The sequence below is a fragment of the Aeromonas sp. DNP9 genome, assembly GCF_001728955.1.
GTDB classification, from domain to species: domain Bacteria; phylum Pseudomonadota; class Gammaproteobacteria; order Enterobacterales; family Aeromonadaceae; genus Aeromonas; species Aeromonas veronii.
This window is the reverse complement of the sequence record NZ_LYSQ01000024.1, coordinates 1-14,852: the sequence shown is the minus strand read 5'-3', so window position 1 is coordinate 14,852 and position 14,852 is coordinate 1. Positions and strand designations below refer to the sequence as shown.

Here is a 14,852-nt window from a genome sequence, read left to right as displayed (position 1 = left end):
GTTTAGTCGCCAGTGGATGGATTGAACCCTTTTTAGCCGCGTCGTATATACAGATTTATATGGCTGGGACGTGATGGTGTGGTACCGCAGTGTGTTGCCAGCAATAGTCGCCAAGGAGGGCATATGGAGTTGCCTGATTTTGACACCCTGAAGAAGTTGGCTGCGAGTGAGCCCTCCCGGCTGGATGCGATTCTGGAGCAGCAGATCGACCAGTTGATGGCCCGAGCGAGCCCCGATCAGCAGCGCCGTCTGCGCGGGTTGCAGTTCAAGATTGATGGTCAGCGCCGTCTGGCGAAAAACAATCTTGATAGCTGTATCCGGATTACCAACATGATGCGGGAATCTTTTTATTTGATGCGCAGCGAAATGAGCCAGTTCAGAGAAGAGGGGGACCATCCGCCTGAAAGCGATGGCAGTGGTAAAATAATCCGTCTGGCGGACTATCGACGTCGTAAATAATCTGCAATAACCCCCTTGGTTGATATTTCAGCCAAATCGGTGAGGCCATAATAAAGGAAATTGCTGGCGACCTGATTGTTATGGTTTTTAATGTTAGTCGTAATGTATTTGTGATGTAATCTCTTTTCTCCTTCTTGTAATAACTTATTAGTCAGGTTGTGATAGGGGTGGATGAATAACAGTAAAAGTTAGGCTAATATGGCCGAAATTTTTATTGCTACGACTCGAAGGGATTATGAGAAGTATCACACCAAGACGGGTGTTGTCGCGGGAGCAACAGACAGAGATCACCCGCATTATCGTCAAGGTGGGTCAGATGTTGGCCCAGTTCGGGGCTGAGAGCCGGATCATCGAGCAGACCACGGTGCGGCTGGGGATGGCACTGGGGCTGGAGAGTGTCGAGATGGCTATCTCTTCCAGTGCCATCGTGCTCACCAGCCTCTATCAGGGGGGCTGTGTTACCACTACCCGGCGGGTGCGTGAACATGGCATCAACATGCAGGTGGTGTGCGAGATCCAGCGGATCTGCATCATGGCGGAGAAAGAGCTGATCGGTGCCCGTGAAGTGCGCCAGCGCCTCGAGGCCATCGTCCCCTTTCACTATCACCCCTGGCTGGTGGTCCCCATGGTGGGGCTCTCCTGTGGCGCCTTTAGCCTGCTGTTTGGCGGTGACTGGCCCATCTTCCTGGTGACCTGTTTCTCGTCTGCCGTGGCGATGCGGGTGCGCCAGCTGATGGCCCGCCATCACCACAGCCCGCTCATCAACTTTGCCGCCACCGGCTTTATTGCCACCTTGCTCTCCTCCAGCGCCACCTTCTTCAACTGGGGTGACCAGCCTTATCTCGCCATGGCGGCCAGCGTGCTGCTGCTGGTGCCGGGCTTTCCGCTAATCAATGCGGTCTCCGACATGGTGAAGGGCTACTTCAACATGGGGCTGGCCCGCTGGGGGACCGCGACCCTGCTGACCATCAGCGCCGCCATAGGTATCATTTTGGCCATGTCGGTCACGGGGATCTGGGGGTGGAAAGTATGATGGATTTGCTCTGGCTACTGGCCAAGGATGCCTTCTGGTCCTCCATTCCGGCGGTGGGGTTTGCCATGCTGTTCAACGTGCCGCCACGGATGCTGAAATATTGCGCCATGGGCGGCGCGCTGGCCCACAGCCTGCGTACCCTGCTGATCCACTACGGCATGCCCATCGAGTGGGCGACGCTGGCGGCGGCGACTACGGTCGGCTTTGTCTGCGTCTACTGGTCGCGCCGTCTGCTGGCGCCGCGTCCGGTGTTCAGCGTTGCCTCGATTATTCCGATGATCCCGGGCAGCTATGCGTTCAAGACCATGATTGCGGTGGTGGAGCTCAACATCAACGGCGTGACTATGGCGTTGATCCAGAGTGCGGTGGAGAACGGCCTCAAGGCGCTCTTTATCGTCGGTGCCCTCAGTTTCGGTTTGGCGATCCCCTCTCTGGTCGTGTACCGTAACCGCCCCATAATCTGACAGACGGTGAGAGGCCCCATGAAGATTTCCATGATTGCCGCCATGGCCCACGACAGGGTGATCGGCAAGGACAACCAGATGCCCTGGCATCTGCCTGCCGATCTGGCTCACTTCAAGCGTGTCACCCTCGGTAAACCGGTATTGATGGGGCGCAAAACCTTCGAATCCATCGGTCGACCGCTACCCGGACGGCGCAATCTGGTGATCAGCCGCAATCCCGGCTATCAGGCCGAGGGCATTGAGGTGGTGGGTTCCGTCGAGGCGGCGCTGGCTCTGTTGGCTGGTAGCTCGGTGGAGGAGTTGATGGTGATCGGTGGTGGTCATCTCTATGCCGAGATGTTGCCGAGTGCGGATTGCCTCTATCTGACGCAAATCGATCTGGCGGTGGAGGGAGATACCCGCTTCCCTGCTTTTGATGATGGCCAGTGGCAACGGATTGAGTGCGAGAGCCATTCTGCCGATGAGAAGAACCCGCACCCCTATAGCTTCGAGACCTGGCAGCGCCGCTGACGGACGAATGCTAATGGGCAAATAACAACAAGGGCATCTTCGGATGCCCTTGTTGTTCTGTTGGGTTTTCAAGACGGGATTAGATGCCTGAGCCGTCGTTCTCGCCATTTTCCTCGTGCAAACCACACTCGCGCTTGAGGCCGAAGAAGCGGGTCTGCTCCTCGCTCATGCCCGGCTCCCACTTGGCGGTGGTGTGGACATCGCCCACCGAGAGATAACCCTGTTCCCACAGCGGGTGGTAGGGGAGGTCGAACTCCTTGAAGTAGTAGAAGACGTCCTTGTTGCTCCAGTCGATCACCGGCAGGAACTTGAAGCGGCCGCGCTGGATGCCCAGCACCGGCAGCTTGCCACGGCTGCCGGACTGCTCCCGGCGCAGGCCGGAGAACCAGGTCTGGGCCCCCAGCTCACGCAGGGCGCGGTCCATCGGCTCCACCTTGTTGAGCTGGTTGTAGCGGGTGATCCCCTCCACTCCCTGCTCCCACAAGAGACCAAATCGCACCTCCTGCCAGGCCGGTGACAACTCGGCCCGATAGATCTTCAAGTTGAGCGCGAGGCGCTCGGTCAGCTCGTCGATAAAGCGGTAGGTCTCCGGGAACAGATAACCGGTATCGGTCAGCACCACGGGCACGTCGGCCCGCTCGCGGCTTACCAGATGGAGCATCAGCGCCGCCTGAATGCCGAAGCTGGATGAGAGCACATGCTCCCCCGGCAGATTGGCCAGGGCCCAGCGCACCCGCTCGGGGGCACTCATGGTATCCAGCTCCCGGTTGAGGGGGGCGAGTGCCTCGACTTGCTCTTCACGGCCGAGGGCCAGCAGCGCCTGCAGGTCAAGGCGGCCATCTTTAGTGACATTAAGCGGCAGATTAAGCGGCATAGAAGTCCCTCGCAGAATCGATAACGGGGGGAATCACCCCAACCCGGATCACGAAGTCGCCGAAGCACTCACCCTGATTTCGCTCGCTGGCCCAGCGGCCGATCAACGCGTCCAGTTCGGCCAGGATCTGCGGCTCGGTAATGTTCTCTAGGTGCAGGCGCGGAATGCGGGTGCCCTCCAGGTTGCCTCCCAGATGGAGGTTGTAGCGGCCGGGTGCCTTGCCCACCAGACCTACTTCCGCCAGCATGGCGCGGCCGCAGCCGTTGGGGCAGCCGGTGACCCGGAAGATGATGGCGTCATCCGCCAGCCCATGTTTGGTGAGCAAGCCCTCGATGTCGGTGACAAACGCCGGCAGCATGCGCTCCGCTTCGGCCATCGCCAGCGGGCAGGTGGGCAGGGCCACGCAGGCCATGGACTGCTTGCGCTGCTCGCTCACGCCGTCATCCAGCAGGCCGTATTGGCGTGCAAGCCCTTCGATGCGAGCCTTCTCGCTGGCAGGTACCCCGGCGATGATCAGGTTCTGGTTGGCGGTCAGGCGAAAATCCCCCTGATGCACCTTTGCGATCTCCAGCATGCCGGTTTTGAGCGGCTTGCCCGGGAAGTCCAGCAGGCGGCCATTCTCGATAAACAGGGTGAGGTGGTGCTTGCCGTCGATCCCCTCGACCCAACCGAAGCGATCGCCACGGCTGGTGAACTCATAGGGACGAACCGGCCCGAACTGGATGCCGGCGCGCCTCTCCACCTCGGCCTTGAAGGCCTCGACGCCAACCCGTTCAAGGGTGTACTTGGTCTTGGCGTTCTTGCGGTTGACCCGGTTGCCCCAGTCGCGCTGGGTGCTGACCACGGCGGCTGCCACCTCCAGCACGTGGGAGAGCGGAATAAAGCCAAAATCGCTCGCCTTGCGCGGGTAGGTGCTGGTGTCGCCGTGGGTCATGGCGAGCCCTCCGCCCACCAGCACGTTGAAGCCCACCAGCTTGCCGTGCTCGGCAATCGCCACGAAGTTGAGATCGTTGGCGTGGATATCTACGTCGTTGTGAGGCGGGATCACCACAGTGGTCTTGAATTTGCGCGGCAGGTAGTTGGAACCCAGGATCGGCTCCTCATCCTGCCCCAGTTTTTCACCGTCCAGCCAGATCTCCACGTAGGCGCGGGTCTTGGGTAGCAGGTGTTCGGATATCTTCTTGGCCCACTCGTAGGCCTCCTGATGCAGTTCGGACTCCACCGGGTTGCTGGTGCAGAGCACGTTGCGGTTCACATCGCCGGCGGTGGCTATGCTGTCGATGCCGGTGCTGTTGAGGGTCTGGTGCATCAGCTTGATGTCGCGCTTCAATACCCCGTGGAACTGGAAGGTCTGACGGGTGGTCAGGCGGATGCTGCCGTAGAGGCTGTGCTCTTCGGCGAACTTGTCGATGATCTGCCACTGGGCCGGGGTGATGATCCCACCCGGCAGGCGGGCACGCAGCATGACGTTGTGCAGCGGCTCCAGCTTCTGGGCGGCGCGCTCCGGGCGGATGTCTCGGTCATCCTGCTGGTACATGCCGTGAAAGCGGATCAGCTGGAAGTTGTCGCCGTTAAAGCCGCCGGTGAGCGGGTCTTGCAGATCCTGCTCTATGGTGCCGCGCAGGAAGTTGCTCTCGCGCTTGAGGCGCTCGTTGTCGGCCAGCGGCCCTTCGACCGGTCCCGCTTTTGGGTGAGAAAGAGGTTGTTTGCTCATCAATAGACATCCCTTTGATAACGTTTGGCACGACGCAATTCGCTCAAATACTCTTCTGCTTCCTCACGGCTCTTGTGACCGTGTTCGGCAATTACATCCAGCAGGGCCTCCTGTACATCCTTGGCCATCTTGTTGGCGTCGCCACACACATAGAAGTGAGCGCCTGCTTCCAGCCACTGGTAGAGCTCCTGGCCAGCTTCGCGCAGGCGGTCCTGCACATAAATCTTGTTGGCCTGATCCCGGCTGAAGGCCAGCGAGATCTTGCTGAGCAGACCGCTCTTCACATAACGCTGCCACTCCACCTGATAGAGGAAATCCTGGGTAAAGTGGGGGTTGCCGAAGAAGAGCCAGTTCTTGCCCTCGGCCCCCTGAGCTTCCCGCTCCTGCATAAAGGCGCGGAACGGGGCGATGCCGGTGCCCGGGCCCACCATGATGACGGGGGTGTCGGGGTTTTGCGGCAGGCGGAAGTTGTCGTTGTGCTCGACAAATACGCGCACCTCTCCATCCTCAATCAGCCGATCTGCCAGATAGGAGGAGGCGGCGCCGCTGCGCACTGTGCCATCTTCCTGTGGATAGCGCACCACGCCGACGGTCAGGTGCACCTCCTCTTCCACCTCGCTCTGGGCGGAGGCGATGGAGTAGAGGCGCGGGGTGAGGGGGCGCAGCAGACCAACCAGCTGCTCGGTCGTGAGGGCGGTCGGGAAGCGTTTCAGCACATCCACCACTTGGGCAGAGGCGACCAGTGCATTGACCTGGGCCTTGTCGCCAGCCAGATCTTTCAGGGCTGCGTTGTCCGATATATCAGCGAGCCCTGTGATAAAACCGCCGTGCAGCCGGGTCAGTTCGAAGTGACTGGTCAGGGCAGCGCGCAAGGTGCCGTGGGCCGTGGACTCATCGCCAGAGAGGCCGGTCAGTGCCAGCACTTCGCCCACCAGTTCGGCATCGTTGTCGAACCAGACGCCGAGGGCATCACCCGGCTGATAGGCGAGTCCGGAGGACTCGAGGCTGATCTCGATATGGCGGATATCCTTGGTGGAATCCCGGCCGGTGATCTTCTGATTGACCGACAGGCGGGCAGGGAAGGGATTCTCCTTGCTGTACTGGTTGTGGCCAACCGCCTGCTGCACCGCGCTGGTCACGCTGCTGCTGGCCGCTCCGGTAGAGAGGGTCGTGGCAATGGCGTTGAGTGCCTGCTCGCCCCAACTCTTGGCCGCATCCTGATAATCCACATCGAGGCTGGCGAGCTCATAAATGCGCTCGGCCCCAGCGGTGGCGAAGAAGTTGTCAAAATCTTTCCCGGTCTGGCAGAAAAATTCGTAGGAGCTGTCACCCAGCCCCAGTACCGCGAACTTGAGCCCGTCCAGCTTGCCAATCTTGCCTTTTTTAAGCTGCTCGAACAGATCGACGGCGCTCTCCGGCGGTTCACCCTCCCCGTAAGTGCTCACTACCACCAGCAGGTTGCTCTCTTTCTTGAGCTGCTTGGGTTTGTAGTCGGCCATCGACGCGAGGGTGACGGGGAGGCCGCGGGCCTCGGCCTGCGCCTTGATGGCACTGGCGACCCCTTTGGCGTTGCCTGTCTGGGAGCCGTAGAGAATGGTCAGGCTGCCGCTGGGCGCAGCCACGGCGACGCTGGCTGCAACGCCTTGGTGACCGGTCTGGGAGAGGCCGTAGAGATAACCGCTCACCCAGGCCAGTTGCTGGGTATTGAGGGTCGAGAGTACCTGACCCAGCTGACGTTGCTGCTCGTCAGAGAGGGGGGAAAGGTTGAATGGGGAATCCTTCAATTGCATCACACGCGTCTTCCATGGTCTGATTTTTGGCCAGATTAAAGGGCGTGTTGGATAACAACAAAGAATAAAAATATCTTCTTTATTCCATTATTGAATTTATAAAGTGATTTGGCGGTAAAGGAGATAGAAAAACGCCCCGCTGTTGCGGGGCGTTTTCAAGCTATCGCGCTCGGGATGGATCCCGGCGGACGTGAACCTTATTTCTGCGGACGCAGGGCCGGGAACAGGATGACGTCGCGGATGGTGTGGCTGTTGGTGAACAGCATGACCAGACGGTCGATACCGATACCCTGACCGGCAGTCGGCGGCAGGCCGTGCTCCAGCGCGGTGACGAAGTCTGCGTCGTAGAACATGGCTTCGTCGTCGCCTGCTTCTTTCTGATCAACCTGATCCTGGAAGCGCTTGGCCTGGTCTTCTGCATCGTTCAGCTCGGAGAAGCCGTTGGCCAGCTCGCGGCCACCGATGAAGAATTCGAAGCGGTCGGTCACGTCCGGGTTCACGTCGTTGCGGCGGGCCAGCGGAGAAACGGCGGCCGGGTACTCGGTGATGAAGGTCGGTTGCAGCAGCATGTGCTCCACGGTCTCTTCGAAGATCGCGGTGATCACGTGGCCCAGCTCCCAGCCCTTCATCAGCTCGATGTGCAGACGCTTGGCAACGGCCTTGGCGCTCTCGAGAGTAGCCAGATCGTCCAGGGTCACATCCGGGTTGAACTTCAGGATGGACTCGACCATGGTGAGGCGCTGGAACGGCTGACCGAAATCGATGGTCAGGCCCTCTTCGCCCTCTTTGGCGTAACGGATCTTGGTGTCGCCCAGGATGTCCTGCGCCAGGGTGCGCAGCAGCTCTTCTGTCAGGTCCATCAGATCGATGTAGTCGGCGTAGGCCATATAGAACTCGATCATGGTGAACTCGGGGTTGTGACGAACCGAGATACCTTCGTTACGGAAGTTGCGGTTGATCTCGTAGACACGCTCGAAACCACCGACCACCAGACGCTTCAGATAGAGCTCCGGAGCGATACGCAGGTACATGTCGATGTCCAGCGCATTGTGGTGAGTGACGAACGGACGCGCGGAGGCACCACCCGGGATGACTTGCATCATCGGGGTTTCCACTTCCATGAAGCGCTTTTCGTTGAAGAACTTGCGGATACCGGCAACCACCTGGGTGCGGATCATGAAGGTCTTGCGGGACTCTTCGTTGGCGATCAGATCCAGATAGCGCTGGCGGCAGCGAGCTTCCTGGTCGGTCAGGCCTTTGTGCTTCTCGGGCAGCGGACGCAGCGCCTTGGTCAGCAGGCGGATATCGGAAACGTGAACGGAGAGCTCACCGGTCTGGGTCTTGAACAGGGTACCTTCGACACCCACGATGTCGCCCAGATCCCACTTCTTGAACTGCTCGTTGTAGAAACCTTCCGGCAGGTCGTCACGGGTGACGTAGACCTGGATCTTGCCGGCCATGTCCTGCAGGGTGGCGAAAGAAGCCTTGCCCATGATCCGGCGGGTCATGATGCGACCGGCAATCTTCACCCGTTTACCCAGGCTCGTCAGCTCCTCGGCGCTTTTGTCGTCGAACTCTGCGTGCAGATCGCCAGAGAGGCTGTCGCGACGGAAGTCGTTGGGGAAAGGATTACCCTGGGCGCGCAGGGCGGCCAGCTTGGAACGACGCTCGGTCATCTCGTTGTTGAGTTCGAGAGTTTGGTCGACTTCCGGAGTGATGGTTTGTTCAGACATGGTGATTCCTGCTTGTTTACAGACCTGATTTCAGGCTGGCTTCGATAAACTTGTCCAAGTCACCGTCGAGCACCGATTGGGTATTACGGGTTTCGACGCCGGTGCGCAGATCCTTGATACGGGAGTCATCCAGCACATAGGAACGGATCTGGCTGCCCCAACCGATATCAGACTTGGTCTCTTCCAGGGCTTGTTTCTCAGCGTTCTGCTTCTGAATTTCCAGCTCGTAGAGCTTGGCTTTCAGCTGCTTCATACACTGGTCTTTGTTTTTGTGCTGGGAACGGTCGTTCTGGCACTGTACCACGACACCGGTCGGAACGTGGGTAATACGCACCGCAGATTCGGTTCGGTTAACGTGCTGACCACCGGCACCGGAGGCGCGGTAGACGTCGATCCGTAGATCCGCCGGGTTGATCTCGATATCGATATCGTCATCGATCTCGGGGTAGACGAACACAGAACAGAAGGAGGTGTGACGGCGGCCACCGGAATCGAACGGGGACTTGCGAACCAGACGATGTACGCCGGTTTCGGTACGCAGCCAGCCGAACGCATATTCGCCGGTGAACTTGATGGTGGCGGATTTGATACCTGCCACGTCGCCTTCGGAGCATTCAATCAGCTCGGGCTTGTAGCCGTGGGCATCGCCCCAGCGCAGGTACATGCGCAGTACCATGTTGGCCCAATCCTGTGCTTCGGTACCACCGGAACCAGATTGAATATCGATATAGCAGTCGGAGCCGTCGTGCTGACCGGAGAACATGCGGCGGAACTCGAGATCCACCAGCTTGGCTTCCAGCTGTTCGGATTCGGCGATGGCTTCGTTGAAGGTCTCTTCGTCTTCCCCTTCCACGGCCAGGCTCACCAGCATTTCGACGTCATCCACACCCTGGGTCAGGGTGTCGATGGTGCCGACCACGTTTTCCAGCGCAACGCGCTCTTTGCCCAGCGCCTGTGCGCGCTCGGGTTCATTCCATACGTCCGGCTGTTCCAGCTCGGCGTTGACCTCTTCTAGACGCTCTTTCTTGGCGTCATAGTCAAAGGTACCCCCTAAGAAGCTCGGTCCGCTCAGACAGCTCCTTAAGTTTATTTAATACGGGATTAACTTCGAACATCGTGAAAACTCTCAGGGTCGATGTGATTTAAAAACGGGATATTCTAGCCAATTGTGGAAGGAATAAACAGGGTTGCCTTGGCTTGTGCGGCTCATGCCGTCAATTTCTGGTGCACTTTTCTCCACCTCGGTAGAAAATATCGCCCGCCGACCTATTTTCAGGTTCAGTTTTGGCCATTCGGGTCGCTAATGACTACGTGTAGTGTTGTGCAATTTAGGGAAAAACCCGCTCCTCACCTCAATAAGAAGAACACATGATGAAAAACCTGTCACTCAAGCAGAAGATACTGTTGTCAGTGGTGATCGCCCTTTCGTTGGTGATTTTGTTGCTCTCTTGGCAGAGCTATAGCAGCCAGAAGTCCCTGTTGCTGCAAGGTAGCCAGGAGCAGTTGCAACGGCTGGGTACCCAGCAGGCCGAGCGTGTCAGCGACTGGCTCGCAGCCCGTCGCGACGTGATCCAGGCGCTCGGCAACAAGGCCGGTGCCGAACCCCTCAATGCCTTGCAACAGGCACAAGTTTCCGGCCGTTTCCAGCTCACCTATTTCGGTGAGAGCAGCGGCAAGATGAATGACTCCGATCCCTCCATCAACCGCGATGGCTACGACCCGCGCTCCCGTGGCTGGTATCAGGAGGCGATGAGCAAAGGTGGCCTTATTGTCACCAAACCCTATCTCGACGTGGCTTACAACATCATGGTGGTGACCCTGGCCCAGCCGGTTTCTGGCGGGGTAGTCGGTGGTGACCTCTCCATCGCCTCGCTGGTGGAAGACGTGACCAAGATGCAGCTGCCTGCCGACGGTTTCGCCATCATGATGCACAAGGATGGCACCATCATCGCCTACAAGGATGCCGCCAAGGCGATGAAACCGGCCAGCGAGATCGACAACGATCTGACCAACGCGCTGATCGAGCAGAGCAAGTCGAGCAAGGATCTGGTTCCGGCCTACTTCGACAGCGAAGGTCGCGACAAGCTGCTGTGGGCGGTTGATATCCCCGACACCGATTGGGAACTGGTGCTGGTGCTGGACAAGGCCGCGCTGGAAGCGCCGCTCTCCTCCCTGCTGATGACCCAGCTGGGCATGGCGCTGCTGGTGCTGGTAGGCAGCATCCTCGCTATATCCTGGCTGGTCAGCATGCTGCTTGGCCCGCTCACCAAGGTCTCCCAGGCGTTGGCCCGCATTGCCGATGGTAACGGTGATCTGACCCAGCGCATCAAGATCGACGCCAACGACGAAGTGGGCCAACTGGCCAACAGCTTCAACCGTTTCGTCGGCAGCCAGCATCAGCTGATCGGCAATATCCGTCAGCTGGCCAACGAGTTGAACGCCGATGCCGAGCGCAGTCTGGTGACCAACCAGGCCGCGGTGGACGAGCTGCAGCGTCAGCAGCAGGAGGTGACCATGGTCGCCACTGCGGTCACCGAGATGGCGAGCGCCACCATGGAGATCGCCGGCAACGCCGAGAACACCGCCGCCGCTGCCCAGCAATCTGCCCAGAGCAGTGAGCAGGGCAAGATGCTGGTGAACAAGACCCGTCAGTCCATCAATGGTCTGGCCGAAGAGGTGGGGCAGGCGACCGAGGTGATCGGCGAGCTGAGCCGCCACGCGCAGGCCATCACCAGCATCCTCTCCACCATTCAGGGGATTGCCGAGCAGACCAACCTGCTGGCGCTGAACGCAGCCATCGAAGCGGCCCGTGCCGGTGAGCAGGGTCGTGGTTTTGCGGTGGTGGCTGACGAGGTGCGGGTGCTGTCGCGCCGTACTCAGGACTCCACCCAGCAGATACAGTCCACCATCGAGACCCTTCAACAGACCACTGCCCGCGCGGTGAGCCTGATGCAGACCAGTCAGGGGCTGGCGGACAACAGCGTGCAGGATGCCGATCAGGCGGTGCGCGCGCTGGAAGAGATCACCAGCGCCATCTCCCTCATCTCCGACATGGCGGGTCAGATCGCCACTGCCGCCGAGGAGCAGACCCAGGTGACCGGCGAGATCACCCAGAACACCACCGCCATCAAGGATGTGAGTGACGAGATCACCGCCGCCGCCATGCGCGATCTGGATCAGGCCCACAGCCTCAAAGGGCGTGCTGCTGACCTGAACCAGCAGGTGTCGACCTTTATCCTGTAAGGTGCATCTCTCGGCCTGTTCCGGCTGAGATAAACAAGCCCCGCACTCTGTCGAGTGCGGGGCTTTTTGTTGTTCGGGGGGAGCGCGGACTTGGTGATTTCGGGTAGTCCGGGTTGCTCGCGGGTCACCCTGGTGGCGGATACGTGCCCCAGCTCTGCCTGCGTCAGCTGGCGAGTAGAGAACAAACAAAGAGCCCACCGAAAGGTGGGCTCTGATCATATACGTCTGACGGAAAGGGAATTACAGGAATGGCATCGCCATAAACAGCTTGATCACCATGGCGTTGATGATGTCGATAAAGAAGGCTCCCACCATGGGCACCACCAGAAACGCCAGGTGGGAGGGACCGAAGCGCTGGGTGATGGCCTGCATGTTGGCAATCGCAGTCGGGGTGGCCCCGAGGCCAAAGCCGCAGTGACCAGCCGCCAGCACGGCCGCATCGTAATTTTTGCCCATGACCCGGAAGGTGACGAAGATGGCGTAGAGCGCCATCGCCACGGTCTGGGCGGCCAGCAGAATGAAGATGGGCAGGGCCAGGCTGGCCAGATCCCACAATTTCAGGCTCATCAGTGCCATGGCGAGGAACAGCGACAGGCTGACGTTGCCCAGCAGGGAGACCTCGCGGTCGCTCACCTCATGCCAGTTCAGCAGGGTCAGGACGTTGCGCAGCAGCACGCCGACAAACAGCACGCAGACAAAGATCGGTAGCTCGAAAGCCCCACCTTTGAGCGAGGCGGAGAGCAGCTCGCCGCCCTTGAGGCTGATGGCGATCAATGCCAGCGTTTCGATAACGCTGAAAGTGGTGAGGGGGCGCTCCATGTCGGGCATTTCGAAGCCCTGGGGGGCCTCATCCTGATTGTGCTCCTCACCGGGCACCTGCACTTTCTTCACCAGATAGCGAGCGACCGGACCACCGATCAGGCCGCCCAGCACCAGACCGAATGTGGCACAGGCGATGGCGAGCTCAGCGGCGGATTGCACGCCGTATTTCTCGGAGAAGGTGGCACTCCAGGCCGCCCCGGTGCCGTGGCCGCCGGAGAGTGTGATGGAGCCGGCCAGCAGCCCCATGTGGGGATCCAGACCGAGCAGGGTCGCCAGACCGACACCCAGACTGTTCTGCACCAGCAGCAGGCCGGTGACCACCATCAGGAAGGTAACCACCGCCTTGCCGCCGCGTTTCAGGCTGGCGAGATCGGCGGAAAGACCGATGGAGGCGAAGAAGGCCAGCATCAGCGGGGTTTGCAGACTGGTATCAAATTGCAGCTCCATCTGCAGGGTGGAGCGCAGCAGCAGCAGTACCAGCGCGACCACCAGGCCGCCGGCTACCGGTTTGGGGATGTTGAAGGTACGCAGCAGCCCGACTCGGGTAACCAACACCCGGCCAAGCAGCAATACCAGAGTGGCAGCGACCAGCGTTGCGTAGGAATCAAGTTGTAACATTCAGTACTCCCATGTTGATTGGCTGTGTCTTTCATAGCAAAAGACTTACAGATTCAGCCGGGATGAAAACAGTGTGGCTCATGCGCCAACAAAGAAGGGGAAACATCTCCCCGCCCCAGGAAAGATGGGGCTTGTGCGGGCCTGACATGCTCAGGCATCCAGATGAGATTTTAGTAAAATCCGGCGGATTGTAGCAAAAAGCATCGTTTAATTCCATCTTTGTCGTATTAATGCTCGTTTTAGTCGTTTATTGTGACATTTAACACTATGTGGGTAGAGGGCAGAAAAGCCGAAAGGGTGCATGGAACGGCTGTCATTTGGGGCGCCAGTCTCTATAATTCGCCGGTTTCCGCTGCACGCAGAGGCGCTGGCGGGCGTTGACATTGTGGTTCACCCCGACATGGTTCATGTTCCGGCGGTGTTCACTTCATCAAGAGGAGAGGGTGTGAAGAAGTCTATCTACATTGCCTACACAGGCGGCACCATTGGGATGCAGCGTTCCGATCACGGCTACGTGCCGATGGCGGGCTTTATGGAAGACTGTCTGGCGCGGATGCCCGAGTTCCACCGCCCCGAGATGCCGGATTACCATATCCACGAATATGCGCCCCTCATCGACTCCTCCGACATGACCCCGGCGGATTGGCAGCGCATCGCCGAGGATATTCGCGACAACTACGAGAAATACGACGGCTTTGTGATCCTGCATGGCACCGACACCATGTCGTTCACCGCCTCGGCGCTCTCCTTCATGCTGGAAGATCTGCACAAACCGGTCATCATCACCGGCTCCCAGATCCCGCTCGCCGAGCTGCGCTCCGACGGTCAGCAGAACCTGCTCAACGCCCTCTATATCGCGGCCAACTATCCGATCCACGAGGTGACGCTGTTCTTCAACAACCAGCTCTATCGCGGCAACCGCAGCAAGAAGGTGCATGCCGACGGCTTCCACGCCTTCGATTCCCCCAACTATCCGCCGCTGCTCAATGCCGGGATCGCCATCTCGCTGGAAGCGGGTGAGCTGGGCGTGCCGTCCGAGCGGCCGCTGGTACTGCACGACATCACCCCCCAGCCCATCGGCGTGGTGACCCTCTATCCGGGTATCTCCAGCGAGGTGATCGCCAACATCCTGCAACAGCCGGTGAAGGCGCTGATCCTGCTGTCGTTCGGGGTTGGCAATGCGCCGCAGAACCCGGCCATGCTGGCGCTGCTCTCCGAGGCCTCTGCCCGCGGCGTCATCATCGTCAACCTGAGCCAGTGCCTGCACGGCAAGGTCAATATGGGGGGCTATGCCACCGGCAACGCCCTGTCGCGGGCCGGGGTGATCTCGGGCTTTGACATGACCGCCGAAGCGGCGCTCACCAAGCTCCACTTCCTGCTGAGTCAGGACTTGCCCTCCCACCGCATTCGCGAGCTGATGCAGCAGTCCCTGCGCGGGGAGCTGACTCCCTAAGCGATGCGGCCCTCACCCTAACCCTCTCCCGGCGGGAGAGGGGATAGATCGAGGTGCGGTTGGCCGCGAGGCTTGCGATGAAGAGCGTGGGCAGGTGGCCCGTTCACTGTTCGCAGGTGCGAGCCTGCTCCCTTCTCCC

General features: G+C 59.6%; 12 protein-coding genes. 6 read left to right on the top strand and 6 right to left on the bottom strand.

The features are described from left to right. The first annotated feature begins 123 nt into the window (after positions 1–123). The 4 genes from A9G06_RS16540 (at position 124) to folA (ending at position 2,466) form a co-directional block, all read left to right on the top strand. Complete coding sequence (locus A9G06_RS16540; protein ID WP_069555904.1) at positions 124–459, top strand: DUF3135 domain-containing protein; 336 nt, start codon at positions 124–126, stop codon at positions 457–459. 235 nt (positions 460–694) lie between these two features. Further along, positions 695–1,492 (top strand): threonine/serine exporter family protein, encoded by a 798-nt coding sequence (locus A9G06_RS16535; protein ID WP_005348133.1) that lies wholly within the window; start codon positions 695–697, stop codon positions 1,490–1,492. Beyond that, entirely contained in the window at positions 1,489–1,956 is a 468-nt protein-coding gene (locus tag A9G06_RS16530) for a threonine/serine exporter family protein (RefSeq protein ID WP_069555903.1), read from the top strand. The genes A9G06_RS16535 and A9G06_RS16530 overlap by 4 nt, the downstream gene beginning before the upstream one ends. Positions 1,957–1,974: 18 nt before the next feature. Then, a complete protein-coding gene (gene folA, locus A9G06_RS16525; protein ID WP_069555902.1) occupies positions 1,975–2,466 on the top strand; it encodes a type 3 dihydrofolate reductase in 492 nt (163 codons plus the stop codon). A 79-nt stretch (positions 2,467–2,545) separates the two neighbouring features. Here folA and A9G06_RS16520 read toward each other — a convergent pair whose 3' ends face one another. The 5 genes from A9G06_RS16520 to prfB form a co-directional block, all read right to left on the bottom strand. After that, positions 2,546–3,340: a phosphoadenylyl-sulfate reductase gene (locus A9G06_RS16520; RefSeq protein WP_069555901.1), complete on the bottom strand. Its 795-nt coding sequence runs from the start codon at positions 3,338–3,340 to the stop codon at positions 2,546–2,548. Next, complete coding sequence (gene cysI / locus A9G06_RS16515; RefSeq protein WP_069555900.1) at positions 3,330–5,054, bottom strand: assimilatory sulfite reductase (NADPH) hemoprotein subunit; 1,725 nt, start codon at positions 5,052–5,054, stop codon at positions 3,330–3,332. The genes A9G06_RS16520 and cysI overlap by 11 nt, the downstream gene beginning before the upstream one ends. Then, a complete protein-coding gene (locus A9G06_RS16510; RefSeq protein WP_069555899.1) occupies positions 5,054–6,844 on the bottom strand; it encodes an assimilatory sulfite reductase (NADPH) flavoprotein subunit in 1,791 nt (596 codons plus the stop codon). The genes cysI and A9G06_RS16510 overlap by 1 nt, the downstream gene beginning before the upstream one ends. Positions 6,845–7,041: 197 nt before the next feature. Then, positions 7,042–8,577: a lysine--tRNA ligase gene (lysS, locus tag A9G06_RS16505; protein WP_005335201.1), complete on the bottom strand. Its 1,536-nt coding sequence runs from the start codon at positions 8,575–8,577 to the stop codon at positions 7,042–7,044. 16 nt (positions 8,578–8,593) lie between these two features. Then, positions 8,594–9,692 (bottom strand): peptide chain release factor 2 gene (gene prfB / locus A9G06_RS16500; RefSeq protein ID WP_100645262.1). Its coding sequence is split into 2 segments (ribosomal slippage): positions 8,594–9,616 and positions 9,618–9,692, totalling 1,098 coding nucleotides; the frame shifts between segments, so codons are not numbered across the junction. 256 nt (positions 9,693–9,948) lie between these two features. Here prfB and A9G06_RS16495 point away from each other — a divergent pair. Continuing rightward, a complete protein-coding gene (locus tag A9G06_RS16495) occupies positions 9,949–11,820 on the top strand; it encodes a methyl-accepting chemotaxis protein (protein WP_069555898.1) in 1,872 nt (623 codons plus the stop codon). Between the two features lie 240 nt (positions 11,821–12,060). On the opposite strand, the gene gltS is transcribed toward A9G06_RS16495, so the two are convergent. Next, a complete protein-coding gene (gltS, locus tag A9G06_RS16490) occupies positions 12,061–13,260 on the bottom strand; it encodes a sodium/glutamate symporter (protein ID WP_005348115.1) in 1,200 nt (399 codons plus the stop codon). A gap of 445 nt (positions 13,261–13,705) precedes the next feature. On the opposite strand from gltS, the gene ansA reads away from it, so the two are divergent. Beyond that, positions 13,706–14,713 (top strand): asparaginase, encoded by a 1,008-nt coding sequence (ansA, locus tag A9G06_RS16485; RefSeq protein ID WP_005335195.1) that lies wholly within the window; start codon positions 13,706–13,708, stop codon positions 14,711–14,713. Positions 14,714–14,852: the final 139 nt, after the last annotated feature.